The 25,894-nt window shown below is 52.9% G+C and carries 22 protein-coding genes; 19 read left to right on the top strand and 3 right to left on the bottom strand.

The features are described 5' to 3' along the window. Window positions 1-341: 341 nt before the first annotated feature. The 17 genes from otsB (at window position 342) to A6A26_RS17495 (ending at window position 19,850) form a co-directional block, all read left to right on the top strand. Window positions 342-1,130, top strand: a complete 789-nt coding sequence (otsB, locus tag A6A26_RS17575) for a trehalose-phosphatase (RefSeq protein WP_063879927.1) — start codon at window positions 342-344, stop codon at window positions 1,128-1,130. Beyond that, window positions 1,127-2,563 (top strand): alpha,alpha-trehalose-phosphate synthase, encoded by a 1,437-nt coding sequence (gene otsA / locus A6A26_RS17570; protein ID WP_063879926.1) that lies wholly within the window; start codon window positions 1,127-1,129, stop codon window positions 2,561-2,563. Before otsB ends, otsA begins: the two co-directional genes overlap by 4 nt. Window positions 2,564-3,590: 1,027 nt before the next feature. Then, on the top strand, window positions 3,591-3,941 hold the full coding sequence (flhD, locus tag A6A26_RS17565) for a flagellar transcriptional regulator FlhD (protein WP_006120236.1): 351 nt from the start codon (window positions 3,591-3,593) through the stop codon (window positions 3,939-3,941). Continuing rightward, the gene (gene flhC / locus A6A26_RS17560) at window positions 3,941-4,519 is read left to right on the top strand and encodes a flagellar transcriptional regulator FlhC (RefSeq protein WP_063879925.1); all 579 of its coding nucleotides are present in this window, start codon (window positions 3,941-3,943) and stop codon (window positions 4,517-4,519) included. Before flhD ends, flhC begins: the two co-directional genes overlap by 1 nt. A gap of 130 nt (window positions 4,520-4,649) precedes the next feature. Further along, window positions 4,650-5,537 (top strand): flagellar motor stator protein MotA, encoded by an 888-nt coding sequence (gene motA / locus A6A26_RS17555; protein ID WP_063879924.1) that lies wholly within the window; start codon window positions 4,650-4,652, stop codon window positions 5,535-5,537. Further along, the gene (gene motB / locus A6A26_RS17550) at window positions 5,534-6,796 is read left to right on the top strand and encodes a flagellar motor protein MotB (RefSeq protein WP_063879923.1); all 1,263 of its coding nucleotides are present in this window, start codon (window positions 5,534-5,536) and stop codon (window positions 6,794-6,796) included. Before motA ends, motB begins: the two co-directional genes overlap by 4 nt. A gap of 11 nt (window positions 6,797-6,807) precedes the next feature. Then, the gene (gene cheA / locus A6A26_RS17545; protein WP_172823927.1) at window positions 6,808-8,802 is read left to right on the top strand and encodes a chemotaxis protein CheA; all 1,995 of its coding nucleotides are present in this window, start codon (window positions 6,808-6,810) and stop codon (window positions 8,800-8,802) included. A gap of 23 nt (window positions 8,803-8,825) precedes the next feature. Next, entirely contained in the window at window positions 8,826-9,323 is a 498-nt protein-coding gene (gene cheW, locus A6A26_RS17540; RefSeq protein ID WP_013026106.1) for a chemotaxis protein CheW, read from the top strand. A 265-nt stretch (window positions 9,324-9,588) separates the two neighbouring features. After that, on the top strand, window positions 9,589-11,151 hold the full coding sequence (locus A6A26_RS17535; protein WP_063879921.1) for a methyl-accepting chemotaxis protein: 1,563 nt from the start codon (window positions 9,589-9,591) through the stop codon (window positions 11,149-11,151). 109 nt (window positions 11,152-11,260) lie between these two features. Then, window positions 11,261-12,937 (top strand): methyl-accepting chemotaxis protein, encoded by a 1,677-nt coding sequence (locus A6A26_RS17530; RefSeq protein WP_063881193.1) that lies wholly within the window; start codon window positions 11,261-11,263, stop codon window positions 12,935-12,937. Between the two features lie 82 nt (window positions 12,938-13,019). Beyond that, complete coding sequence (gene cheR, locus A6A26_RS17525) at window positions 13,020-13,892, top strand: protein-glutamate O-methyltransferase CheR (protein WP_063879920.1); 873 nt, start codon at window positions 13,020-13,022, stop codon at window positions 13,890-13,892. After that, window positions 13,892-14,941, top strand: a complete 1,050-nt coding sequence (locus A6A26_RS17520) for a protein-glutamate methylesterase/protein-glutamine glutaminase (protein WP_063879919.1) — start codon at window positions 13,892-13,894, stop codon at window positions 14,939-14,941. Before cheR ends, A6A26_RS17520 begins: the two co-directional genes overlap by 1 nt. A 39-nt stretch (window positions 14,942-14,980) precedes the next feature. Then, window positions 14,981-15,370 (top strand): chemotaxis response regulator CheY, encoded by a 390-nt coding sequence (gene cheY / locus A6A26_RS17515; RefSeq protein ID WP_013026101.1) that lies wholly within the window; start codon window positions 14,981-14,983, stop codon window positions 15,368-15,370. A gap of 9 nt (window positions 15,371-15,379) precedes the next feature. After that, window positions 15,380-16,021 carry a protein phosphatase CheZ gene (gene cheZ, locus A6A26_RS17510; protein ID WP_063879918.1) on the top strand — a complete coding sequence of 214 codons (642 nt, stop codon included), beginning with the start codon at window positions 15,380-15,382 and terminating at the stop codon, window positions 16,019-16,021. A 202-nt stretch (window positions 16,022-16,223) separates the two neighbouring features. Next, entirely contained in the window at window positions 16,224-17,375 is a 1,152-nt protein-coding gene (gene flhB, locus A6A26_RS17505) for a flagellar biosynthesis protein FlhB (RefSeq protein WP_063879917.1), read from the top strand. Then, window positions 17,368-19,461, top strand: a complete 2,094-nt coding sequence (gene flhA / locus A6A26_RS17500) for a flagellar biosynthesis protein FlhA (protein WP_063879916.1) — start codon at window positions 17,368-17,370, stop codon at window positions 19,459-19,461. The genes flhB and flhA overlap by 8 nt, the downstream gene beginning before the upstream one ends. Next, window positions 19,458-19,850: a flagellar protein FlhE gene (locus tag A6A26_RS17495; RefSeq protein ID WP_063879915.1), complete on the top strand. Its 393-nt coding sequence runs from the start codon at window positions 19,458-19,460 to the stop codon at window positions 19,848-19,850. Before flhA ends, A6A26_RS17495 begins: the two co-directional genes overlap by 4 nt. A gap of 101 nt (window positions 19,851-19,951) precedes the next feature. On the opposite strand, the gene aqpZ is transcribed toward A6A26_RS17495, so the two are convergent. Together aqpZ and argS are read right to left on the bottom strand one after the other, a co-directional pair. Then, complete coding sequence (aqpZ, locus tag A6A26_RS17490; protein ID WP_063879914.1) at window positions 19,952-20,647, bottom strand: aquaporin Z; 696 nt, start codon at window positions 20,645-20,647, stop codon at window positions 19,952-19,954. 326 nt (window positions 20,648-20,973) lie between these two features. Then, window positions 20,974-22,704: an arginine--tRNA ligase gene (gene argS / locus A6A26_RS17485; RefSeq protein ID WP_063879913.1), complete on the bottom strand. Its 1,731-nt coding sequence runs from the start codon at window positions 22,702-22,704 to the stop codon at window positions 20,974-20,976. Between the two features lie 631 nt (window positions 22,705-23,335). Between argS and A6A26_RS17475 the strand changes: the two genes are divergently transcribed. Next, window positions 23,336-23,896 carry a VOC family protein gene (locus tag A6A26_RS17475; RefSeq protein WP_063879911.1) on the top strand — a complete coding sequence of 187 codons (561 nt, stop codon included), beginning with the start codon at window positions 23,336-23,338 and terminating at the stop codon, window positions 23,894-23,896. On the opposite strand, the gene A6A26_RS17470 is transcribed toward A6A26_RS17475, so the two are convergent. Beyond that, entirely contained in the window at window positions 23,893-25,035 is a 1,143-nt protein-coding gene (locus A6A26_RS17470; RefSeq protein ID WP_063879910.1) for a MalY/PatB family protein, read from the bottom strand. The two genes, A6A26_RS17475 and A6A26_RS17470, sit on opposite strands and share 4 nt — an antisense overlap. 86 nt (window positions 25,036-25,121) lie before the next feature. Here A6A26_RS17470 and cutC point away from each other — a divergent pair, with 86 nt between their 5' ends. Then, entirely contained in the window at window positions 25,122-25,874 is a 753-nt protein-coding gene (cutC, locus tag A6A26_RS17465; protein ID WP_063879909.1) for a copper homeostasis protein CutC, read from the top strand. The last annotated feature ends 20 nt before the right edge of the window (window positions 25,875-25,894 follow it).

Raw genomic sequence — 25,894 nt, 5'->3', positions numbered from 1 at the left:
GTCCATTTATTACATTTATGTTTCGTCTGGATTTGCGCAAAAACGATCCAGTAATCGCGAAATGCAAGTGAAATTTTCTACGACCCTGTTAAAGCGAGACGGCTGGCACGGGAAATGCATATTTCTGGCAGAACAGAAGATAGCGACTACACTTTATGTGGCGACAATGACAGTCAGCGGGTTTATCAGCATTGAAACGCGTTTGTTTTTGGAGATAACGTTATAGAATTGCAGGGTTTTACCACGCACTCTCCTTACTTCATATGGCCTTGAGCCAACCTCTTGCTGAAATCCCTCTGCTGTAATGTCCTGATGATGAACCTATTTACAGGAGAAGACACGTGACCCAGACGGCAGATAGTGATGCCTCATTCCCGTCATTGAGCGGCGGTCTGTATGCCTTCTTTTTTGATGTTGATGGCACGCTGGCAGCGATTCAGTCCCAGCCAGATGCCGTTTTCATTCCAGAAAATGTCGTCGCACAACTGCAACGGCTCTCATCTTTATGCCACGGCGCACTGGCGCTGGTCTCAGGTCGACCCGTTGAACAACTTGACGCACTGGCGGCTCCTCTGCGTGCACCAGCAGCGGGCGTTCATGGCGCAGAACGGCGCGATGCGACAGGCGAGCTGCACCGGGTGACCTTGCCGGACGACGTTGAACGTCCGCTAAAAATCATGCTTGAGAATGCGATGGCGCAGTGGCCCGGCACGCAACTTGAAGCCAAAGGCATGGCGTTTGCGCTGCATTTTCGTCGCGCACCGCAGTACGAGCAGGATGTCATGCAGCTGGCAGAGGCGGCAGTCAGCCGTTTTGATGGCCTTGCGCTGCAGCCAGGCAAATGCGTCGTTGAAATCAAACCTACCGGTATTGATAAAGGCGCAGCCGTCCATAAATTTATGCAGGAAGCGCCATTCTCAGGCCGTATCCCCGTATTTATCGGCGACGACCTCACAGATGAAAAAGGATTCGCTGCAGTGAATGCGATGCAGGGGATCTCGATAAAAGTCGGAGAAGGCCCAAGCGAGGCACGTTATCGTTTACATGACGTTACGGATGTCCATGCCTGGCTTGAAAGAACACGATTACAATTAGAGAAAGACAACGTTGGTAAGGAGTTTAGGTTATGAGTCGTTTAGTGGTTGTATCTAACCGTATCGCCATGCCAAATGGGAACAAAACCAGTGCAGGCGGCCTTGCAGTCGGTATTCTGGATGCGCTTAAGAGCACTGGCGGACTCTGGTTTGGCTGGAACGGTGAGATTAGTGAGTTTTCAGGCGAGGAAGAAAACCCGGTATCGGTCATGGAGCACGACGGTATTGAGTACGCTTCTTTCCCTTTGAGCCAGAACGAGTACGATCTCTACTACTGCCAGTTCTCCAACACCGTTATCTGGCCTGCCTTCCATTACCGCCTGGATTTAGTGCAGTTCCAGCGTGAAGCCTGGGAAGGCTACTGCGAGGTAAATGATGCGGTGGCACAGCGCCTGAAGCCATTGATCCAGCCGGATGACATCTTGTGGATTCATGATTACCACTTTTTGCCGTTCGCCGCCGCGCTGCGTCGGGCAGGCATCAACAACCGTATCGGTTTCTTCCTGCATATTCCGTTCCCTACGCCGGAAATTTTCAATGCGCTGCCTCCGCATCAGGAACTGCTGGAGATGCTGTGCGAATACGATTTACTGGGTTTCCAGACAGAATCAGATCGCGTCGCCTTTCTCGACAGCGTCAGCCAACTGACCCAGTTGCAGAACAAGGGTGATAAGAAACATCGCGCCTACGGCAACACCTTTATGACTGAGGTTTACCCTATCGGGATTGAACCAGACAGCATTAAAGAGATGGCAGAAGGGCCGTTGCCACCGAAGATGGCCGCGATGAAAAAAGAGCTCGGCGATGCGCGTAATATCATTGCCTGTGAACGGCTGGATTACTCCAAAGGGCTTCCCGAACGCTTCCTGGCTTATGAAGCGCTGCTGGAAAACTATCCTCAACATCGGGGTAAAATCCGCTACTCGCAGATCGCGCCAACGTCACGTGGTGATGTGCAGGCTTACCAGGACATCCGCCATCAGCTTGAAACCGAAGCAGGGCGCATCAACGGTAAATACGGTACGCTTGGCTGGACACCACTCTATTACCTCAACCAGCACTTTGATCGTCGCTTGCTGATGAAAATCTTCCGCCTAACCGACGTCGGTTTGGTCACACCGCTGCGTGATGGTATGAACCTGGTGGCGAAAGAGTATGTTGCGGCGCAGGACCCGGATGACCCAGGCGTACTGGTGCTGTCCCGTTTTGCCGGTGCAGCTAATGAGCTGACCTCGGCATTGATAGTGAATCCTTATGATCGGGATGAAGTGGCCGCAGCGCTGGATAAGGCCATTACCATGCCCCGTACAGAAAGGATTTCACGCTATAACGACATGATGGCGGTATTACGCAAAAACGATATCACCGCCTGGCGTGAAAGCTTCTTACGCGATCTGGAAAAGATTGCGCCACGTAGCGCAGATCATGGAATAGCGAATAAAGTGGCAACCTTTCCTAAACTCGCCTGATGCCTCAGCAAGCCACGGATGGCTTGCTGTTTGCCGTACTTATCCCTTACCTCGCAAAACCTTTTCTCACCCCCACAAAACGCGTCTGGCCTCGCCAGTCCCATGACTCAGGTTTCTAATAGGTTATCCTTAACGCAAAGCCTCACCTGACCTGCGGCTGTACGGTATGACGCCATCCTGACCTCAGGATGAGTAACAAAAATGGCAAAACACTATTTTTACCTGGTTAAGCTAAAGTTCTCTTCAATTCTGCCGATAGTCTAAGTGCACAAAAGTATCCTGCCTGCAATTCATTCACGTTCTTAATGTAACTCCTTGTTACATCGACGATCGCCTCCTAAACACCTTGCTGTCGGCCTTTATACCGGATTGTCAGAAAGCGCCTAATCCTTCTGAGCTGCCTTTCATTACTGGTTGTCTTCAGGGGCCAGTAAACGTCTAACTGTCTAATTTGAATACGAATAATTGTTTCTGGTGACAGAGTATTCCACTGGTTTTATGGTTTTGGCTGGTTCTAAATAGGGCGCAAATTGCATTCGCGAACATAAACGTGAGCTCAACCACCCTGTTTCAATTCCGTCTTGGTTTTGTTGCCAATTAAGTCCTTGTCAGGACAAATCCCTACAAAAAAACACGGATTTGTTCAAAAATTAGCCATGCAAAGTGTGATCATAAAGTATTTCTGAAGAAAATAGGGGCAAAAGTGTGACCTGCGTCACACTTTATCTAAAATTTAACCTAACTGTCGTTGTATGTGAGGATCAGACGATATAGATTTGCCTTGTTTTCGGATTAGTCTTAAAAAATGTGAAAAGACCTCACGGAAGAAGGTTAACGACTTAAGAATAAAGTGGACTGAAAAATGACTTCTGACCCGGACGTAAAAGGGTCACAAAAAGAAGCAGTGCTCAGAACCATTGGCTGTTTATGATTAATTATTTTGCCATCTTTAGATTTACCAACCAGCAGCTCGATACGCAGAGAAGTTATCTGCGGTAAGTTACGTCGCGTCTCTCAGGATGGAAAAATGGGTACATCTGAATTACTAAAACATATTTACGATATCAACTTGTCATATTTACTGCTCGCGCAGCGATTAATTAACCAGGAAAAAGCTTCGGCAATGTTTCGCCTCGGGATTGATGAAAAGATGGCAGACGCATTGTCTGAATTAACCTTACCTGAAATGGTAAAATTAGCTGAGACCAATCAACTTGTGTGTCAGTTTCGTTTTACCGATAGCACCGTTATTAATCGCCTGACGCAGGAATCACGCGTGGATGATTTACAACAAATCCACACCGGGATTCTGTTATCCAGCCGTTTACTACGCAGCGCGTCTAAAGACGCCGCGCCTACTAAAAAGAGGGCGGTATAATGGGTGAAAAAAGTATTGTTCAGGAAGCACGTGATATTCAGCTCGCGATGGAGTTGATCACACTGGGTGCGCGCTTACAAATGCTGGAAAGTGAAACCCAGCTTAGCCGCGGTCGCCTGATTAAACTGTATAAAGAGTTGCGTGGTAGTCCGCCACCAAAAGGCATGTTGCCTTTCTCTACTGACTGGTTCATGACGTGGGAACAGAATATTCACTCTTCCATGTTCTGTAACGCCTGGACTTTCTTACTGAAAACCGGTTTGAGCAAAGGTATTGATGCGGTAATTAAAGCCTATCGTCTCTATCTTGAGCAGTGCCCGCAATCGGACGAGGGCCCGCTGTTGGCGCTGACACGCGCCTGGACCCTGGTGCGATTCGTTGAAAGCGGTATGCTGGAATTATCTGACTGCAAAAGCTGCAATGGTAGCTTTATTAATCATGCACATCAGCCCATTGGCAGTTTTGTTTGCAGCCTGTGCCAGCCGCCATCACGTGCCGTAAAAAGACGTAAACTTTCTGCAGATACTGCCGATATCTTTCCACAACTGCTGGATGAACAGGTTAAACAAGCCGTTTAAATTTGTTCGCAATGTGGAAGTCATCCAGCAGCGGTTAATCCCGCTGCTTTTTTTTTGCCTCCACGTGGTGAATATCACCTGGGTCTCTGGCTTAACGTCGACCAACACGTTACGGACGTAAGGATTTTTTGTGCTGATAATTATAGGTTACATCGTTGTATTAGGTTCCGTGTTGGGCGGATACGCTTTAGTAGGCGGCCATCTTGGCGCGCTGTACCAGCCTGCTGAACTGTTGATGATCGCCGGTGCAGGTCTGGGTGCTTTTCTGGTGGGGAACAACGGTAAGGCGATTAAAAAGACGCTGAAAGCCCTGCCGATGCTGTTTCGCGGGTCCAAATACAACAAAGCGGTGTACATGGATTTAATGGCCCTGCTTTACAGGCTAATGGCGAAATCTCGCCAGCAAGGCATGTTATCGCTGGAGCGCGATATTGAAGATCCTGCGCAGAGCGAAATTTTTGCTAATTATCCCCGCATCTTAGCCGATAAACAGTTAGTAGATTTCATCACTGATTATTTACGCCTGATGGTCAGCGGCAACATGAATGCGTTTGAGATTGAAGCATTGATGGATGAAGAGATTGAAACCTACGAACACGAGTGTGAAGTGCCTGCGCAAAGTATCTCAGCAGTAGGCGATGGCCTGCCAGCCTTCGGTATCGTGGCAGCGGTAATGGGTGTGGTACATGCCCTTGCATCCGCCGACCGCCCAGCTGCAGAGTTAGGCGCGCTGGTTGCACATGCGATGGTGGGAACCTTCCTCGGGATTTTGCTGGCATACGGTTTTGTTTCGCCTCTGGCGTCAGTATTACGTCAGAAATGTGCTGAAACGACCAAAATGATGCAGTGCGTCAAAGTGACATTGCTGTCCAGCCTGAATGGCTACGCACCGCAAATCGCCGTCGAGTTTGGTCGTAAAACGCTTTACTCAGCCGAACGTCCTTCGTTCAGCGAACTGGAAGAGCACGTTCGCAACGCGAAGAACCCGGCTAAACAGACTTCGGATCAGACCTCATGAAACATGGCAATCGCCCAATTGTGCTGATTAGAAAGCGCAAACATAAAAAACATGAAGGAGGACATGGCTCATGGAAAATTGCCTATGCCGACTTTATGACGGCGATGATGGCATTTTTTATGGTGATGTGGCTGCTGTCGATCGCCAGTCCACAGCAGTTGATCCAGATAGCGGAATATTTTCAGACGCCATTAAAAGTGGCGCTGACGGGTGGACAGCGAAGCAGCGATAGCAGCAGTCCTATCCCCGGCGGCGGTGACGATGCGACCAAGAAGGATGGCGAAGTTAAAAAGGTTGTGGATATGGATGCGCAGAAACGCAAGCTGGATGAGATTCGCCTCAACCGGTTGCGTGAAAAGCTCGACCAGCTGATTGAAGCCGACCCACGCCTGAAAGCACTGCGTCCGCATTTGATCATCAATATGGTGGAAGAAGGGCTGCGTATTCAGATTATCGATAGTCAGAATCGCCCAATGTTCAAAACCGGCAGTGCTGAAGTTGAACCTTATATGCGCGATATTTTGCGTGCGATTGCACCGGTTTTGAATGATATCCCCAACCGAATCAGTATCGCGGGGCACACGGATGACATTCAGTATGCCAGGGGCGATAAAGGCTACAGTAACTGGGAGCTGTCGGCTGACCGTGCCAATGCTTCCCGTCGTGAGCTGGTGATTGGTGGCCTGGATGGCGGAAAAATTCTTCGTATCGTCGGCATGGCTGACACGATGAAACTGAAAAACCGCGGTGGTGATGATGCAGTAAACCGCCGTATTAGCCTGCTGGTCTTGAACCATGATACCGAAGCCGCGATTGAAAAAGAGAACGCTGAAAGTGACGCCGTTCAGGTCAGCGATCCGGCAGCCATTGAAAAGGTGACAGCACCCTCAGCTTCAATAGGGAATGCGATAGACAACGTGACGTCTGCGCCTTCATCCGCTGCCACATCCGCGGGTGCGGCTAAATCAGCCACATCCACGCCGCCATCATCATCGAGCGGTGCGGTAAAAACAGGAACTTCCACGCAGCCAGCGTCTTCGACGGGTGCGGTGAAAACAGCAACATCCGCACAACCAGCGTCTTCGACTGGTGCGGTAACCACAGTATCTCCTGCACCGTCAGCTTCGTCGACGAGTGCGGTGATAACAGTAACCTCTGCACCGCCAGCGTCATCGGCTGGTGCGGGTAAAATAACCTCCGCGCCGCCAGCATCATCGGCGGGTGCGGTGACTACAGCAGCCCCCTCACAGCAGAGGTGATTCCCGTGAGCATGGACATCAGCGATTTTTACCAGACGTTTTTTGATGAAGCCGATGAGCTGTTAGCGGATATGGAGCAACACCTGTTGGGACTCGATCCCCAGGAGCCAGACTCTGAACAGCTTAACGCCATCTTCCGCGCCGCCCATTCTATTAAAGGCGGAGCCGGAACCTTTGGTTTTACGGTTTTACAGGAAACAACCCATATCCTGGAAAACATTCTGGATGGTGCTCGTCGCGGCGAGATGCAGCTCAGCACCGACATCATCAATCTGTTTTTGGAAACTAAAGACATTATGCAGGAACAGCTAGATGCTTATAAAACCGCGCAAGAGCCTAACGCGGAAAGCTTCAAGTATATCTGTGAAGCATTACGCCAACTGGCGTTAGAGGCTAAAGGTCTTCCGGTTGCAGCACCGGTTGTGGTTTCACTTGATGTGCCAGTAAGTCAGGCAGAATCAGCGAAAGCGGGCGCAGACAGCGTCCACCTGCAGCTGGTCGATCTGAAAGAAAAAGACATCGACCTGATGCTGGAAGAGCTGGGTAACCTCGGCACGCTCAGCGACGTCAAGAAAGGCTCGACGTCTCTTGAGTGCCACATCACTGGCGTCGGTAAAGACGATATTGTTGCCGTACTCTGCTTTGTGATTGATGAAGCACAGATTCGCTTCCCGAGCGCAGACGCCGACGCTGCTGCAGCGGCGGAAAGCGATGCTGAGCCTGAGGTTGCAGAAGTGCAGACCGCCACCGTGACCGAATTGCCGGTTGCTGCCGTCAAGCGCGAAAGCAAACGTGTTGCCGCACCGGCCAAGACCAGCGAATCAAGCAGCATCCGTGTTGCCGTAGAAAAGGTCGATCAGTTGATTAACCTGGTGGGCGAACTGGTGATTACCCAGTCTATGCTGGCGCAGCGTTCAGGTGAGCTGGACCCGGTTGCCCATGGCGAACTGCTGAACAGCATGGGGCAGTTGGAGCGTAATGCACGCGACCTGCAAGAGTCGGTGATGTCGATTCGTATGATGCCGATGGAATATGTGTTCAGCCGCTTCCCGCGTCTGGTTCGCGATTTGGCCAGCAAACTGGGCAAAGAAGTCGAGCTGACCTTACTCGGCAGTTCTACCGAACTGGATAAAAGCCTGATCGAACGTATCATCGATCCGTTAACGCATCTGGTGCGTAACAGTCTTGACCACGGTATTGAGTCGCCGGACAAGCGTATTGCCGCAGGAAAAGTGGCAACGGGCAACCTGACGTTGTCGGCAGAACATCAGGGCGGCAACATCTGTATTGAAGTGTCAGATGACGGTGCGGGCCTTAACCGTGAACGTATTCTTGCTAAAGCGCTCACATCCGGCTTGCCGGTTCACGAAAACATGAGCGACGAAGAAGTTGGCATGTTGATTTTCGCCCCAGGCTTCTCCACCGCAGAACAGGTAACCGATGTGTCTGGTCGTGGTGTGGGCATGGATGTGGTGAAACGGAATATCCAGGAAATGGGTGGTCACGTTGAAATTGCCTCTAAACAAGGTAAAGGCACCACGATCCGTATCCTGCTGCCGCTGACGCTGGCCATTCTGGACGGTATGTCAGTGCGCGTAGCCGATGAGGTCTTCATTCTGCCGCTGAACGCGGTGATGGAATCATTACAGCCTCGCGCAGAAGAGTTAAAACCGCTGGCGGGTGGCGAGTGTGTTCTGGAAGTCCGTGGTGAATATCTGCCGCTGGTTGAGCTGTGGAACGTCTTTGATGTGAAAGAGGCCAAAACAGAAGCGACGCAAGGCATCGTGGTGATTCTGCAAAGCGCGGGCAAGCGTTACGCGCTGCTGGTAGACCAGTTAATCGGTCAGCATCAGGTTGTCGTTAAAAACCTGGAAAGCAACTATCGCAAAGTACCAGGTATTTCAGCCGCCACCATCCTCGGCGATGGCAGCGTGGCGTTGATTGTTGACGTTTCGGCGTTGCAATCACTTAACCGTGAAAAACGTGTGGCCGGCGCTGCCGCCTGATTGATAACGAAAAGGTAAATAACATGAGTGGAATGGCAACCGTGACAAAAATTGCTGGCGAAACCGTTGGTCAGGAATTCCTGGTGTTCACGCTGGGTGATGAAGAGTACGGCATCGATATTCTTAAGGTTCAGGAAATTCGCGGCTACGATCAGGTAACCCGCATTGCTAACACGCCTGACTTTATTCGTGGCGTGACCAACCTGCGTGGCGTTATCGTGCCCATCATCGATTTGCGTGTGAAGTTTGCACAGGCCGATGTTGAGTACAATGAGAATACGGTCGTAATCGTCCTTAATCTGGAAAACCGCGTAGTCGGTATCGTGGTTGATGGCGTTTCTGATGTCCTGTCGTTGACGCAGGAACAGATCCGTCCTTCACCAGAGTTTGCGGTGACAATGTCCACCGAGTACCTGACCGGTCTGGGTGCACTGGGCGACCGCATGTTGATTCTGGTTGACATCGAGAAGCTGCTGAGCAGCGAAGAGATGGCGCTGGTAGACAACCTGCGTACTGCCTAATCTTCCTTCACGGGTCAGTGAACGCTGGCCCGTGTTGATCTCCATAGCTTTCTGCATTCTCGCCTGCTTCAAACGCGTTAACAGCGTTCGCAATATGTTAATTCTTCTTGCGTTGTCTGTGATCGTTCCCGCTAAATAACACAATTGACTGATATCAATAATTACAAAAGCCTTAAACGCTGCTTTTTCCTCGATCTTCACTAAAACATCTCATCTTCCCGCCGATACAGCCCCTGCACTTTACTTATTACGCTCGGGGAAAACGATGTTAAAACGAATAAAAGTGGTGACCAGTCTTATTGCGGTACTGATGCTTTTCGGTGCCATGCAGCTGCTATCGGGCAGTCTGTTCTGGTCAGCGCTGCACAAAGATAAAGAGGCCTTTGCCCTGTCGCAAATTTCCACCCGAAATGTTGCGGCGATGACCGATGCTTATATGGCGCTGAATCAGTCACGTACCACGCTCAACCGCGCCATGCTGCGCTTACAAACCAGCCTGGCGACACAGATGAATGGCGGTCAGCTGGAGAGCCTGACAGATAAAGCCATCAGCGAAGCCAACAAAGGTGAACAGTTCCTGACGGAGTTTAACGCCATTCCTGAAACGCCAGGGGCCGATACCGAATTGCGCGATCAGCTGCAACACAATTTTGCCGCCTACCTGACCGGACTGCGCGGCATGATCGCCAGCCTGAAAGCGAAAGATCTGGAAGGTATGTTTAAACAAAACATTGAGCAGAAACAGCAGGCGATGCAGGCCACCTATTCAACATGGCGCATGAAGCAGAGTGAACTGTCTGCGCACGGGGCAGAGCAGAACCAGCAGGCCTTTACCCAGATGATGTGGCTGCTTGGCATGGTTGGCGTACTGGTTATCGTTGTCATCATGGGCTGTTGGTTTGGGCTGCGCCAGCTTCTTATCCATCCTCTGCAACGTCTGCTGGTGGATATTCGGACCATCGCCTCTGGCGACCTGACGCAACCCATTCTGGTGGAAGGCCGCAATGAGATGAGTCAGCTGGCAGAGGGCATTCATGAGATGCAACGCTCTCTGGTTTCCACGGTGGGTGAGGTGCGCAGTGGATGTGATGCCATTTTCACCGGCGCCAGCGAAATCGCCGCTGGCAACAACGATCTTTCTGCCCGTACGGAAGAGCAGGCAGCATCGCTTGAACAAACCGCTGCCAGCATGGAGCAGTTAACCGCGACGGTGAAACAGAATGCGGATAATGCCCGCCAGGCTTCTCAGCTGGCGCAAACGGCATCGGAAACTGCGCTGCAGGGTGGCAAGGTGGTGGACGGTGTTGTAACCACCATGAAAGAGATTGCCGGCAGTTCGAAGAAAATTGCTGACATCATTAGCGTGATCGATGGCATTGCTTTCCAGACCAACATTCTGGCGCTTAACGCCGCCGTCGAAGCGGCACGTGCAGGTGAGCAGGGCCGTGGCTTTGCCGTCGTGGCGGGTGAAGTGCGCAATCTGGCGCAGCGCAGTGCCCAGGCCGCTAAAGAAATTAAAGGCTTGATCGAAGACTCCGTCGCGCGCGTTGACAGCGGTTCCCTCCAGGTTGAAAGCGCAGGCAGCACCATGAATAACATCGTTGGCGCTGTAACGCGCGTCACCGACATCATGGGCGAGATTGCGTCTGCTTCTGACGAACAAAGTCGCGGCATCGACCAGGTAGGTCAGGCCGTAACGGAAATGGATCGCGTGACGCAACAGAACGCCTCACTGGTTGAAGAGTCCGCCGCCGCCGCCGCTGCGCTGGAGCAACAGGCCAGCTCACTGTCACAGGCCGTGGCCGTATTTAAAATTTCCCGCTTATAAGTTTTCCAACACTTTTTACGGCCGGCGTGAACCTCTCTTCACGCTGGCCGTAAAGTTCCGCACGTCCGGGCCGATAAACAGAATCGAATTGCTAATGAATGAGGTTTCTATGTTTAGTCGAGTACGTGTTGTCTCCGGTCTTCTATGTGTATTGGCACTGTTCGCATTACTGCAAATTTTTTCAGGTGGTGTGTTTTACAAGACGGTGACGGAAGATAAAGAAAACTTTGCCTATAACCAACGTCTGAGTACTCTTCAACGCGCCATGGGCACCTCCTGGGTGGCACTGGTTCAGGCGCGAAATACCTTAAACCGCGCCGGAATTCGTTATTTACAGGACGGACAAATGGCGGGTTCAGGTGCCACGGTAAAAGAATTAGTGGCGCTGGCAGATAGCGAATTAAAGCGCGCCGAGGAAGGCTATGCCTTGTTCAACGCGAATCTTTCTGAGAAAGGCAAAAGCGCAGCTAACGTGCTGACGCTGCAGGCGAACTATAAGCAGTTCCATGACGGGCTCGCTGAACTGATTGTGTTTCTGGGTAACGGTAACTTTAAGGGATTTGTTGATCAGCCGACGCAGAGCTATCAGGACAAATTCCAGAAAGACTACGATGACTGGCTCAATTATAACCTTAAGCTGAGCCAGCAGGGTGTGGATGCCAATGATGCCGCCTATAAGAGCATGATTATGCTGGTGATCGGTACGCTGGCGGTCACGCTGTTAGTGATCGTGCTGGTATGGAACCTGATGCGAAGCCTGCTTATTCGCCCGCTTAAACAAAGCATCGAACACATTCAACATATCGCGAATGGCGATCTGACGCAGCCGATTCATATCTCGGTGCGTAACGAAATTGGCGATTTGCTGACCTCCCTGCAAGACATGCAACAGGCGCTGGTACGTACTGTCAGCACCGTACGTGACGGTGCTGATGCGATTTATACCGGTGCCAGCGAAATTGCTGTTGGCAATAACGATCTCTCGTCCCGAACGGAACAGCAGGCGGCGTCGCTGGAGCAAACGGCGGCCAGCATGGAGCAGCTTACCGCAACCGTGAAGCAAAATGCGGAAAACGCCCGTCAGGCTTCGAAGTTGGCGCTTAACGCCTCTGAAACCGCGCAGCAGGGCGGCAAAGTCGTGGATGGCGTGGTGACAACCATGAAAGAGATTGCCGGCAGTTCGCGCAAAATTGCCGACATTATCAGCGTGATCGATGGTATCGCTTTCCAGACCAATATTCTGGCGCTTAACGCCGCTGTTGAAGCCGCGCGCGCAGGCGAACAGGGCCGTGGCTTTGCTGTCGTCGCGGGTGAAGTGCGTAACCTGGCCCAGCGTAGTGCGCAGGCGGCCAAAGAGATTAAAGGGCTGATTGAAGATTCTGTTGGTCGGGTTAACACCGGTTCAGTCCTGGTCGAAAGCGCGGGCGACACCATGAGTGAAATCGTCAGCGCGGTGACGCGCGTTACCGACATCATGGGTGAAATTGCCTCTGCATCCGACGAGCAAAGCCGTGGCATTGACCAGGTGGGCCAGGCGGTGACGGAGATGGATCGCGTGACACAACAGAATGCTTCACTGGTTGAAGAGTCTGCTGCAGCCGCGGCTGCACTGGAAGATCAGGCCAGTAACTTAAAACAAGCGGTTTCTGTCTTCAATATTGGTAAAGAAATTGTCACGCAGGCCGTTAACAAGACTACGGCGGTAAAAAATTTACGTTTAGAAAGTCCGTCAGAAGGTATTCGCCAGCCATCACCACGCGGTGATGAGAACTGGGAAACCTTCTAATTGCCTGGATGGCCCAACCGCTGATGTGCGGTTGGGCGTAGCAGCAGATGTTCAACAGGTTTAGTTCAGGCCAGGTGCAAAGATGAAGAAATCGACGTTATTAGATCAACCGGAGGCGACCACGCTGCTGTCACAAATGGTACAGCGCCTGCCCCTCTCCGATACCCATTTTCGCCGTATCAGCCAGCTCATTTATCAGCGTGCGGGTATTGTGCTGGCCGATCATAAGCGCGAGATGGTTTACAACCGTCTGGTTCGTCGTCTGCGCACGCTGAATATTGATGACTTTGGTCGCTACCTGGCGCTGCTAGAGAATGATCAGAACAGTGCAGAGTGGCAGGCGTTTATTAATGCGTTAACCACCAACCTGACGGCTTTTTTCCGTGAGGCGCATCATTTTCCAATCCTGGCGGAACATGCACGTAAACGTCAGGGTAATTTTAGCGTCTGGAGTACGGCTGCCTCAACCGGCGAAGAACCTTACTCTATCGCGATTACGCTGGCAGAAACATTGGGCGCGGGACCGGGTAAATTCCAGGTTCACGCCAGTGATATCGATACTCAGGTGTTGGAAAAAGCCGTGGCGGGCGTTTACCGCCAGGAAGAGCTGCGCACGCTGTCGCCTGCACAGTTACAGCGTTTCTTTTTACGTGGCACGGGTCCGCATGCTGGCATGGTTCGTGTACGTCCGGAACTGGCGAACATGGTGAACTACAGCCAACTTAATTTGCTGGCAAACGACTGGGCCTTACCCGGACCTTTCGATGCGATTTTTTGCCGCAACGTAATGATCTATTTCGATAAAGAAACACAAGAAAAAATTCTACGCCGTTTTGTTCCCCTGCTTAAGCCTGGCGGCATCCTGTTCGCCGGACACTCAGAGAACTTCAGCCAGATTAGTAAAGAGTTTTGGCTGCGTGGGCAAACCGTGTATGGACTGACGAAGGAAAGATGATGAGCAAAATTACCGTGATGTGCGTAGATGACTCTGCGCTGATGCGGCAACTGATGACCGAAATCATCAACAGTCATCCTGATATGGAAATGGTGGCGACTGCCCCCGATCCATTAGTGGCACGCGATTTAATTAAACAGTTTAATCCGCAGGTGTTAACGCTGGATGTGGAAATGCCGCGCATGGATGGCCTGGATTTTCTTGAAAAACTGATGCGTTTACGGCCGATGCCCGTCGTTATGGTGTCATCACTGACCGGACAGGGCTCAGAAATCACGTTGCGCGCGCTGGAGTTAGGCGCCATTGATTTCGTCACCAAGCCGCAGTTGGGTATTCGTGAAGGCATGCTGGCCTACAGCCAGATGATTGGTGACAAAATTCGCGCCGCTGCCCGGGCACGTTTGCATGTGCGTAACGTGATGCCAGCACCGCTCACGTTGAAAGCCGGCCCGTTGCTGAGTAGTGAAAAGTTGATTGCCATTGGTTCATCAACGGGGGGCACAGAAGCGATTCGTCACGTTTTGCAACCGTTACCCGCGACCAGCCCGGCGCTGCTGATTACACAACATATGCCGCCAGGTTTTACCCGTTCCTTTGCTGAACGGCTGAATAAGCTGTGCCAGATCACGGTGAAGGAAGCGGAAGACGGCGAGCGTATTCTGCCAGGCCATGCCTACATTGCGCCCGGCGCGATGCATATGGAACTGGGCCGTAGCGGTGCCAACTACGTGGTGAAACTGAATGAAGGTCCGCCGGTCAACCGGCATAAACCTTCCGTCGATGTCTTATTTAAATCGGTTGCGATCAACGCAGGGCGTAATGCCGTCGGCGTCATCCTGACCGGTATGGGTAACGATGGGGCTGCAGGCATGCTGGAAATGCATCGCGCCGGCGCCTGGACCATCGCACAAAATGAAGCAAGTTGTGTCGTTTTTGGCATGCCACGCGAGGCGATAGCCAGCGGTGGCGTGAGCGAAGTAGTGGATTTAAGCAACATCAGCCAGCATATGCTGGCGAAAATTAGCGCCGGACAGGCATTGCGTATATAACAGGCCCGTCCTGCCGGGCGAGATAACACAGGAGTAGATATGGCTGATAAAAACATGCGCTTTTTGGTAGTGGACGACTTCAATACGATGCGTCGTATTGTGCGTAACCTGCTGAAAGAGCTGGGCTTCAATAACGTAGAAGAAGCAGAAGACGGCGTTGATGCGTTAGGCAAACTCAAGGCAGGTGGTTTCGATTTCGTGATCTCTGACTGGAACATGCCGAATATGGATGGCCTGCAACTGCTGCAGACCATTCGTGCCGATGCTGCCATGGCGAGTCTGCCGGTACTTATGGTGACGGCGGAAGCGAAGAAAGAAAACATTATTGCTGCCGCTCAGGCGGGTGCAAGCGGCTACGTAGTTAAGCCGTTTACGGCCGCCACGCTTGAAGAAAAGCTGGGCAAAATTTTTGAAAAACTGGGTATGTAAGGAGATGTGATGAGCGACCTTCCGAAATCAGCTGAGCAAGCCGCGGCACATGATATTATTTCCCGCATCGGTTCACTGACCCGCATGCTGCGTGACAGTCTGCGTGAGCTGGGGCTGGATCAGGCCATTGCAGAAGCTGCTGAAGCCATTCCTGACGCCCGCGACCGTCTGGACTATGTAGTACAAAAGACCGCCCAGGCGGCCGACCGGGCGCTGAACAGCGTCGAAGCTGCGCAACCGCACCAGGATAAAATGGAAGCGGGAGCGGTAGCGCTGAAAGGACGCTGGGATGCGTGGTTTGAAAATCCAATTGAACTTGCCGACGCGCGCGAACTGGTGACGGATACGCGTGAGTATTTAGGGGAAGTGCCTGAGCACACCTCTTTTACTAACAAGCAGTTGCTCGACATCATGATGGCGCAGGATTTCCAGGACCTTACCGGTCAGGTTATCAAGCGCATGATGGATGTGATCCAGGAAATCGAGCGCCAGTTGTTAATGGTGCTGCTGGAAAACATGCCAGAAGTCAGCGCCGAGAAACGTCAGGTTGGCACCACGCTGCTCAATGGCCCGCAGGTAAACTCTGCTGCGCCAGGCGTTGTGGCTAACCAGGACCAGGTTGATGACCTGTTGGATAGCCTGGGCTTTTAACCGCCAGCCTGTCTGGCGATGGCTGACCCACTACCGGGTCGCCATCGCCCCCTTCTTCAAGATGGCCTGTTTCTGACAGGCCACTTCTCTTTTCTCTTTTGCCATCCGTGAAAGAGCGCGTGTTTTTCACGTTTTATCCACGCTTTAACCAAACCCAAATTTGGCATTCTATGCTCAGAATTCCTGCCAACCGAGGTGTGTGGTGTCAGAAAATAGCGACGAAGACAAAACAGAATCGCCCACGGCCCACCGACTTGAAAAAGCACGTGAAGAAGGCCAGATTCCGCGTTCGCGCGAACTGACCTCATTGCTGATGCTGTTAGCCGGCATCATGATTTTATGGATTGGCGGCACCATGATGGCTCACCGACTGGGTGCCATGGTGTCAACCGGGTTACGTTTTGACCACGGCATGGTCACCGATGACAAAATCATTATTGCCCATGTCGGCAATCTGATTATGCAGGCTCTTGGCGCACTGTTGCCGTTACTGGGTGGACTGGTTCTGGTCGCCATCGCCTCGCCGATGCTACTGGGCGGCGTGGTGATTAGCGGTAAATCCATCAAAGTGGATTTCGGCAAGCTTAATCCGCTGACGGGCTTTAAACGTATGTTTGCGGCGCAGGCATGGACCGAACTGTTTAAAGGGATACTGAAAACCATCCTGGTTGGCTGTGTGGCAGGCTGGTACATCTGGACGCACTGGCCGGATATGCTGCGTCTGATTGCCGAGTCACCCACAACGGCACTGATTCACGGCATGGATATGATTGCCATCTGCTGTTCGCTGGTCATGCTCGGGTTGATCCCCATGGTGGGCTATGACGTTTTCTGGCAACTGTACAGTCACTTTAAAAAGCTACGCATGTCGCGTCAGGAAATTCGCGATGAGCATAAGCAGCAAGAGGGTGATCCGCATGTTAAAGGACGCATCCGTCAACAGATGCGTGCCGCAGCCCGGCGTCGCATGATGGCCGATGTCCCCAAAGCGGATGTGATCGTCACTAACCCGACGCACTATTCGGTTGCCCTGCAATATAACGAGAAAAAGATGAGTGCACCGAAGGTTATCGCCAAGGGCGCAGGGGATATTGCCTTACGCATTCGTGAACTGGGCGCGGAACATCGTATCCCGGTTCTGGAAGCACCGCCGCTGGCGCGTGCGCTGTACCGACATACTGAAATTGGACAACACATTCCGGGCGCGCTGTATGGCGCTGTGGCAGAAGTGCTGGCCTGGGTCTGGCAGCTACGTCGCTGGAAGCGCGAAGGCGGCCTGATACCCGTAAAACCTAAAGACCTGCCGGTCCCGGCAGAGATGGACTTTGCAGGAGAGAACAAAAACGATGGCTAATCTGGCCGCTAAACTACGCCTACCGGGCAACTTCAAAGACATGCAGTGGCAGGTGCTTGCTGGCCCGGTCCTGATCATCATGATTTTGTCGATGATGGTCCTGCCGTTACCGCCATTCATCCTGGATCTGTTGTTCACCTTCAACATTGCCTTGTCGATTATGGTGCTGCTGGTCGCGATGTTTACCCAGCGGACGCTGGAATTTGCGGCGTTCCCGACCATTTTGCTGTTTTCGACCTTACTGCGCCTGGCGCTGAACGTCGCCTCAACCCGTATCATTTTGCTGGAAGGTCACACGGGTGCGGCCGCAGCCGGACGGGTGGTTGAAGCCTTTGGCCACTTTCTGGTCGGGGGCAATTTTGCCATCGGTATTGTGGTGTTTATCATCCTGGTGATTATCAACTTTATGGTTATCACCAAAGGTGCTGGCCGTATCGCTGAAGTGGGCGCGCGTTTTGTGCTTGATGGGATGCCCGGTAAACAGATGGCCATCGACGCCGACCTGAATGCGGGGTTGATTGGTGAAGATGAGGCGAAACGCCGCCGTGCCGAAGTCACCCAGGAAGCCGACTTTTACGGCTCAATGGACGGTGCCAGTAAGTTCGTACGCGGCGATGCCATCGCGGGCATTATGATCATGGTGATCAACGTGATCGGTGGACTGTTGGTCGGTATCGTTCAGCACGGGATGGCCGCAGGACAGGCGGCAGAGACTTATACGTTGCTGACCATTGGTGACGGCCTGGTCGCCCAGATCCCGGCGCTGGTTATCTCCACGGCGGCAGGTGTGATTGTGACCCGCGTAGCGACCGACCAGGACGTGGGTGAGCAGATGGTGGGGCAGCTGTTCAAAGATCCCCGCGTGTTGATGCTGAGTGGCGGGGTGATTGGTTTGCTGGGCTTAGTGCCGGGCATGCCAAACTTTGTTTTCCTGCTGTTCACCGCCGCATTGCTGGGCCTGGCATGGTGGTTACGTGGCCGTGAAATGCAGCCTAAAACGAATATCGAATCGCCGGGCAGCCTCACCAAATCCATGGACACACCGGCATCGGCTGAAGCCTCCTGGACCGATGTCCAACTGGAAGATACGCTGGGCATGGAAGTGGGCTACCGCCTGATTCCGATGGTCGATCATAACCAAAACGGCGAACTGCTCGGTCGTATCCGCAGCATTCGTAAAAAGGTGGCGCAGGACGTCGGGTTCCTGCCTCCGGTGGTGCATATCCGCGACAACATGGAATTGCCACCAGCCCGCTATCGTATTCTGATGAAAGGCGTGGAAATTGGCAGTGGTGACGCCTATCCGGGACGTTGGATGGCGATCAACCCAGGCACCGCCGCGGGGACCTTACCGGGTGAAGCCACGGTGGACCCGGCCTTTGGCCTTGCCGCCGTCTGGATTGATGGCGCGCTGAAAGAACAGGCGCAGATTCAGGGCTTTACCGTGGTGGAAGCCAGTACCGTGGTGGCAACCCACCTTAATCATCTCATTGGTCAGTATGCCAGCGAGCTGTTTGGTCGTCAGGAAGCACAGCAACTGCTGGACCGCGTCTCTTCAGAGATGCCTAAACTGACCGAAGATTTGGTGCCGGGCGTTATCAATCTGACCACCCTGCATAAAGTTCTGCAAAACCTGCTGGTAGAGCGTGTCTCAATTCGCGATATGCGCACCATTATTGAAACCCTGGCGGAGCACGCCCCGGTACAAAGCGATCCGCAGGAACTAACCAGCGTGGTACGCGTGGCATTGGGTCGGGCAATTACCCAGCAGTGGTTCCCGGGTAACGGTGAAGTTCAGGTGATTGGACTGGATGCCACACTGGAGCGCCTGTTGCTGCAGGCCCTGCAGGGCGGTGGCGGACTGGAGCCGGGGCTTGCCGACCGTCTGTTAGCGCAGACGCAAGAAGCATTGCAGCGTCAGGAGATGATGGGCGCACCGCCGGTATTACTGGTGAATCATCCATTACGTGCCTTACTGGCCCGCTTCCTGCGCCGTAACATGCCGCAGCTGGTGGTGCTGTCAAATATGGAATTAAGCGATAATCGCCAGATTCGAATGACCGCCACCATCGGAGGCAAACAATGAGATCGATGATGCTGTTTGCGCTACTGCTGCCGATGTTTGCTCAGGCCGCAGATGGCGCATGGAGTGCCAGCGCCGCAGGGCCATTGCTGGTCAATCGCGGGAGCTGGCAATCGTCCCAGCCGTTGACGCCGCCGGGAGAGGTCAAAGGGGCAATCAGCCTCGTAAACTGGCGCTATCAGTTTACCCAGCCTGCGCCGTCAGGCCTGCAGGTTCGGCTTTGTGCTGAGCAGCGTTGTACCGATCTGGAGGGGGCAAATGGTGGGACGCGCGGTCTTACCGGGGTTGCCGCAGGTGAAACGTTGCACATGGTGTTTGGTTTCGCCGGCAGCGGAAGCTTACCGCCGGGACTAAAAGTGGTCAGCACAGAAGTGACGGTCAATTATCACTGAGTCGGGCCATCAACCGGCTCAGGTCAGACCGACAGCGTGCGATCCTGTTGCCGCTGCCGGTCTGGGCGATGACCCACAGGTTCGGTCATCACCGTCATCCATTAGTCGTTACTTGCCAGCAAATAACGATAGAGCAACCCGCCAGTTACACCGCCCACCAGCGGCACCAGCCAGAATACCCACAACTGCTGTAACGCCCAGGTTCCCTGGAATACCGCCATCGCCGTACTGCGCGCCGGATTCACCGACGTATTGGTTACGGGAATGCTGATTAAATGAATAAGCGTTAAGGCCAGGCCAATCGCCACCGGCGCGAAACCCGCAGGCGCGCGTTTATCGGTCGCACCCTGAATGATGATCAGAAAAAAGGCGCTGAGCACCAGCTCAGTCACCACGGCTGCGCACAGTGAATAGCCGCCTGGGGAATGTTCGGCAAAGCCATTGGCAGCGAAACCGCTGGCTGCCACATCAAAACCAGCCTGGCCCCGTGCGATCAGATACAGCAGAGCCGCCGCGGCGATACCGCCAGCCACTTGCCCAATCATATAGGGGAAAATAGTCTGATATCCGATGCGGCCACCGGCCCACAGCCCCAGAGTGACGGCAGGATTAAAATGCCCGCCTGAGAGATGACCAACAGCAAAGGCCATGGTCAGCACGCAGAGGCCAAAAGCCAGAGCCACGCCAGCAAAACCAATCCCGGTTTGCGGAAAATTCGCGGCGAAGAGGGCGCTCCCGCAACCCCCCAATACCAGCCAGAATGTACCGATGAATTCGGCAAATGTTTTTCTTAACATCGATGGATTATCCTTTCTCGAAATACGTAAAGACCTGATGAAATGCGGGCTTATAGTAGAGTCCGGTACTGAGAATGGCATCACGTCATGAGATTTTGCCGATAAACAGGGGATGTAGGTTGTCTGCGCCGATCGGGCTGCCGCCAGGCATGACGATGTCTTGTTTTGAGGCAATAGCGTGCTGATTTATGTCGTTACCACCTTCAGGTGCGAAGACAGGCATGCAGAGGGGCGCAGAGGAAATCATGAGGCAGCGGGGGATAAGGCAGGTGGGCAGGATGACAGACAGGCGCTGAGTTTGAGTGAGGACTCAGCGCCTTAAGCAATTACATGCGATCGACGGTTTTGATACCCAGCGTATCCAGCCCCAGCTTCAGGGTTTTAGCGGTCAGGGCAGCAATCTGTAAGCGGCTCTGGCGGGTCGCGTCATCCTCTGCCGCCAGAATCGGGCAGTGTTCGTAGAAGCCAGAAAACAGACCGGCCAGGTCGTAGAGGTAAGCACACATCACATGCGGCGTGCCGTCGCGGGCAACCTGGGTGATGACCTCTTCGAACTGCAGCAGGCGCGTTGTCAGGAGGGCTTCACGATCATCGCTCAGGGTGATGTCTGCCTGAATCGTCTCGGCCTCGATGCCCGCTTTGCGGAATACGGACAGCACACGCGTATAAGCGTACTGCATATAGGGCGCGGTGTTACCTTCAAACGCCAGCATGTTGTCCCAGTCAAAGATGTAATCCGTGGTACGGCTTTTTGACAGGTCAGCATATTTCACTGCGCTGATGCCCACCACTTCCGCGAGCGAAACTACGTCGTCTTCGCTCATATCCGGGTTTTTTTCGCGCACCAGCGTGTAAGCACGCTGATAGGCTTCATCCAGCAGATCGGAAAGTTTAATGGTACCGCCACTGCGGGTCTTAAACGGACGACCGTCTTTGCCCAGCATCATGCCAAATGCGTGATGCTCAAGCGGGACAGATTCAGGTACATAGCCGGCTTTACGCACGATGGTCCATGCCTGCTGCAGATGCTGATGCTGGCGCGAATCGATGTAATAAATTACGCGATCGGCGTGCAGCGTCTCGTAACGGTATTTCGCACAGGCAATATCGGTTGTGGTGTAAAGATAGCCGCCGTCTTTCTTTTGAATGATGACGCCCATCGGCTCACCTTCTTTATTCTGGTATTCATCCAGAAAAACGACCGTTGCACCCTCGCTTTCGACCGCTAAGCCTTTTGCTTTCAGGTCGGCGACAATACCGGGCAGCATATCGTTATAAAGGCTTTCGCCCATGACATCTTTACGGGTGAGGGTGACGTTCAGACGGTTATAAATATGCTGGTTTTGACTCATGGTGATATCAACCAGCTTTTTCCACATCTGACGGCAGTACTCGTCGCCGCCCTGTAACTTCACCACGTAGCGGCGCGCACGCTCCGCAAAATCAGGGTCTTCATCGTAAGTGCGCTTGGCTTCACGGTAAAAGCCTTCTAAGTCTGCCAGCGCCATTTCGGCGTGGTTCTCGTTTTGCTGTTTCTCAAGAAAGGCGATCAGCATACCGAACTGCGTGCCCCAGTCGCCAACGTGGTTGGCGCGGATGACGTTATGTCCCAGAAACTCCAGGGTGCGCACGGCCGCATCACCAATAATGGTGGAGCGTACGTGACCGACGTGCATCTCTTTCGCCACGTTCGGCGCAGAGTAATCCACCACCACCGTTTGGGGTTCAACGGTGCTAACACCGAGTCGCGGATGATGCAGTGCTTTTCTGGCGTTATCTGCCAGCCAGCTGCGATCGAGAAAGATATTAATGAAACCCGGTCCGGCAATCTCAACCTTGCTGGCGATACCGCTAAGGTCCAGATGTTGAATGACGGTTTCGGCTAGTTGTCGTGGCGCCTGGCCCAGTTTTTTAGCAACGGCCATAATGCCGTTTGCCTGATAATCACCAAACTGAACTTTGGCCGACTGGCGAACCTGAGGTTCACAATCGGAGGGAGCACCAGCCAGCACCATAGCCTGACTGACTTTTGCGGAAAGAAGCGCCTGAATATTCACCGGATTACCTTAAATATGCTGAGAAAAGCACGCTGACAGCGCAGCGTGCTGTCATCATCATTCTGCCGGATGGAGTGACCAGAGCTATCATCAGGCAGAACGGAAAAAATGAGGGAAAAAGTATACGTGAAATGTCAGCTTGAGTCAGTAACTGGATAAAGGCGGGGGAAACAGGCCCGAAAATGTTTCCCGGCGGCGTCAGCGACGGCGTGCGTGGCGCGCGTTTTTAACACTTTTGTCTTCTCGCACCTTCCAGTGGCGCGCAAGGGCAAATCCCATCAGTGCGATCAATGTTGCAACAACGATGAGCATAGTCATAAAAACTTTCCTTATAATGGTATCAATGCAAATTTATAAGAAAGGCGACGCAGCTGCAATCAGTCCGGGATTAAATGAGACTTATCTTATTGTATTAATTATGTTCAATAAAAACATTATATTAACTGGTGTTTATCAACTTAAGAGTGGATCTAAAAAGAAGATAACTCTGAATTAAAAACGTTATTTATTCGCTTTAGCTGAAAATAATCACTCAAATAAGATGAATCTCACCCTTTTGTCATTTACGATTCAACGTTGACAATGAGTTACGAACCTTAAGTAATTAAATTTGATCGGGAGAGAAGTAACAGTGAGTACCCCCTTTCCAGCAGAACTGGACGACTTACGCGACGATCTGGCCGCCTTTGAACAACGGTTACAAAAGTTTTCACAACGTTTGGGGTTAAGGGCTGACGAACTGCACGTCGATCACGTTGCTGTGCGCTGTCACCAAAACGCCACCGCCGAACGTTGGCAGCGGGGATTGGCACAAATGGGGCGGCAGTTCTCGGCGGCCATGATTAATGGTCGTCCTGTCTGCCTGTTCAAACTGTATCAACCTCTGGTTATTGCCAGTTGGCACATTGACGTGATTGAACTGCCGTGGCCGGGAGAGAAACGTTATCGCCATGAAGGCTGGGAGCATGTGGAAGTGGTATTGAGGGGCGAGCCAGAAACCCTTGGGATGCGTGCGATGGCGCTATTGTCTGACCACGCGCTCGCACAACCCGGTATTTCTTTTAAAACCAGCTCGCCTAAAGGGGAAAATGAGCGTCTGCCTAATCCGACCCTGGCGGTGACCGATGGAGAAACCACGATAAAATTTCACCCGTGGAGCCTGGAAGAAATCGTAGCCAGTGAGCAGTCTTAGGCGAGAGCCTCGACGGCGCGTTTAAGCCGTTTGACCGCTTCTTCCAGCAGGGCGCGCGGGCAACCGAAATTAATCCGCACAAAGCGGTCATCGCCAAAATCGCGACCCGGGGAGAATCCCAGTCCGTGCTTTTCGAAGTAAAGTGCCGGACTGGCCACCGGCAAGTCGCTGGCATCGATCCAGCCAAGATAGCTGCCTTCGGGGGATGTCATTGAGAGCCCGGGCAGCGCATTCACCTGAGAAACCAGCCAGTCGCGATTACCCCGCAAATATTCAAGCTGTGCATCAAGCCAGTCATCATTGTCGCGCCAGGCAACCTCGGCAGCGACCAGCGCCAGAATATCCACCGAGGGCACAATGCCCTGACGCACGGCGGTAAAACGCGCGCGCAGTTCGGGGTTGGGGATGATGGCGACGGAGGCGCCCAGGCCTGCAATATTAAAAGTTTTTGAGGGGGACAGCAGCGTGACGCTGCGCTGGGCAGCATCATCGCTCAGCGAGGCAAACGGAATATGCTGCAAGCCCGGCGTTAACAGCAGATCGCAATGAATCTCATCAGAACACACGAGTAAATCATGCTGTTGGGCAAATGCCAGCTGTGCCTCCAGTTCCTCCCGACGATAAACGGTGCCGCCTGGGTTCTGAGGATTACAGAGCATTAACAGCTTTTTGTCCTGCATCTTTCCCTCCGCTGCGCGCAGATCCATCACCCAACGTCCTTGCTGCAAGGTTAATGGCAGGCTCAGCTGATCGCGCTCTGCCAGTCTGGCGGCCGAACGGAAAGGGGGATAAATCGGTAAGGGGGCAACGGTGCCTTGCTGTGGCGAGGTAAAGGCCCGAACCGACAGATTTAAGCCGCAGACCACGCCGGGTAAAACCACTATCCATTCGGGATCAACCTGCCAGTGATAGCGCGATGCACAACGTGCGATCAGCGCTTTTATCAGGCCGTGAGGCGCATCACCGTAACCAAAAACGCCGTGTTCCACGCGACTTTTAATGGCTTCAATGATCGACTCAGGCGATCGAAAATCGGTATCGGCGACCCACAGTGGCAGAATATCCTGACCCGCATATTTGTGCCATTTAAGACTATCACTGTGACGGCGGTCTATCCGTTGGTCAAAATTGAATGTCATAGTTAGTTTTCCACGTAAACTGTTCTAAGGGATAAGCATACCTGACGAATTTGGCGTGAACAGGAAGCCATGTAAAGGAGAAGAGAATGACCACACTGGAAATTTGTTGCTATGGCGTGGATTGTGCATTAACCGCCCAGCAGGCGGGAGCCGATCGCATTGAGCTTTGCGCGGCGCCACGTGAAGGCGGACTGACGCCTTCTGCAGGCATGCTGGAAGTCGCCCGTCGTGACATTTCTGTTCCGGTGCATCCTATCGTTCGCCCGCGCGGCGGCGACTTTTGCTATTCCAGCCGTGAATTTGAAACGATGAAGTCAGACGTTGCGCGCATCCGTGAACTGGGGTTCCCTGGCATCGTGCTGGGTATGTTGGATGAAGATGCCAATATCCACGCCAGCCAGATGCGCCAGATTATGGCGCTTTGCGACGGTATGGCGGTGACCTTTCATCGCGCCTTTGATTTGTGCCATCGGCCTAAGCGATCGCTTGAGGTGCTGACGGACTTCGGCGTCCGGCGCATCCTGACCTCTGGCCAGCAACAAAGCGCGGAAAACGGAATTGCATTATTGAGGGAACTTAATGAATACAGCACAGGTCCAATCATTATGGCCGGTGCTGGGGTACGTCTCAGCAACCTGCAAAAGTTTCTTGATGCGGATATCCGCGAGGTACACAGCTCGGCCAGCCACCTTGTGGCATCGCCGATGCGCTACCGCAAAGCGGGTGTCTCCATGTGTTCCGAAGCCGAAATTGATGAGTTCAGCCGTTACTGCGTCGACAGCGATGTCGTTGAAGCAATGAAAAGCGTGATGCAGATGAATACCGCCCGAGTAGCCTGACTCACTACCAGTTTTGCCGC

The sequence above is a fragment of the Pantoea sp. OXWO6B1 genome (assembly GCF_001641135.1).
Lineage (GTDB): Bacteria > Pseudomonadota > Gammaproteobacteria > Enterobacterales > Enterobacteriaceae > Pantoea > Pantoea allii.
Note: the sequence above shows the minus strand (reverse complement) of the source record. Positions and strands in the feature narration are given on the sequence as shown.

Coding starts and splice junctions, on each gene's coding strand:
- A6A26_RS17530 (WP_063881193.1), top strand. CDS start 11,261: ATGTTTAGTCGAGTACGTGTTGTCTCCGGTCTTCTATGTGTATTGGCA.
- flhA (WP_063879916.1), top strand. CDS start 17,368: ATGGCTAATCTGGCCGCTAAACTACGCCTACCGGGCAACTTCAAAGAC.
- cutC (WP_063879909.1), top strand. CDS start 25,122: ATGACCACACTGGAAATTTGTTGCTATGGCGTGGATTGTGCATTAACC.
- cheA (WP_172823927.1), top strand. CDS start 6,808: ATGGACATCAGCGATTTTTACCAGACGTTTTTTGATGAAGCCGATGAG.
- flhD (WP_006120236.1), top strand. CDS start 3,591: ATGGGTACATCTGAATTACTAAAACATATTTACGATATCAACTTGTCA.
- A6A26_RS17495 (WP_063879915.1), top strand. CDS start 19,458: ATGAGATCGATGATGCTGTTTGCGCTACTGCTGCCGATGTTTGCTCAG.
- motB (WP_063879923.1), top strand. CDS start 5,534: ATGAAACATGGCAATCGCCCAATTGTGCTGATTAGAAAGCGCAAACAT.
- otsA (WP_063879926.1), top strand. CDS start 1,127: ATGAGTCGTTTAGTGGTTGTATCTAACCGTATCGCCATGCCAAATGGG.
- cheR (WP_063879920.1), top strand. CDS start 13,020: ATGAAGAAATCGACGTTATTAGATCAACCGGAGGCGACCACGCTGCTG.
- cheY (WP_013026101.1), top strand. CDS start 14,981: ATGGCTGATAAAAACATGCGCTTTTTGGTAGTGGACGACTTCAATACG.
- A6A26_RS17535 (WP_063879921.1), top strand. CDS start 9,589: ATGTTAAAACGAATAAAAGTGGTGACCAGTCTTATTGCGGTACTGATG.
- A6A26_RS17520 (WP_063879919.1), top strand. CDS start 13,892: ATGAGCAAAATTACCGTGATGTGCGTAGATGACTCTGCGCTGATGCGG.
- flhC (WP_063879925.1), top strand. CDS start 3,941: ATGGGTGAAAAAAGTATTGTTCAGGAAGCACGTGATATTCAGCTCGCG.
- cheW (WP_013026106.1), top strand. CDS start 8,826: ATGAGTGGAATGGCAACCGTGACAAAAATTGCTGGCGAAACCGTTGGT.
- cheZ (WP_063879918.1), top strand. CDS start 15,380: ATGAGCGACCTTCCGAAATCAGCTGAGCAAGCCGCGGCACATGATATT.
- aqpZ (WP_063879914.1), bottom strand. CDS start 20,647: ATGTTAAGAAAAACATTTGCCGAATTCATCGGTACATTCTGGCTGGTA.
- A6A26_RS17470 (WP_063879910.1), bottom strand. CDS start 25,035: ATGACATTCAATTTTGACCAACGGATAGACCGCCGTCACAGTGATAGT.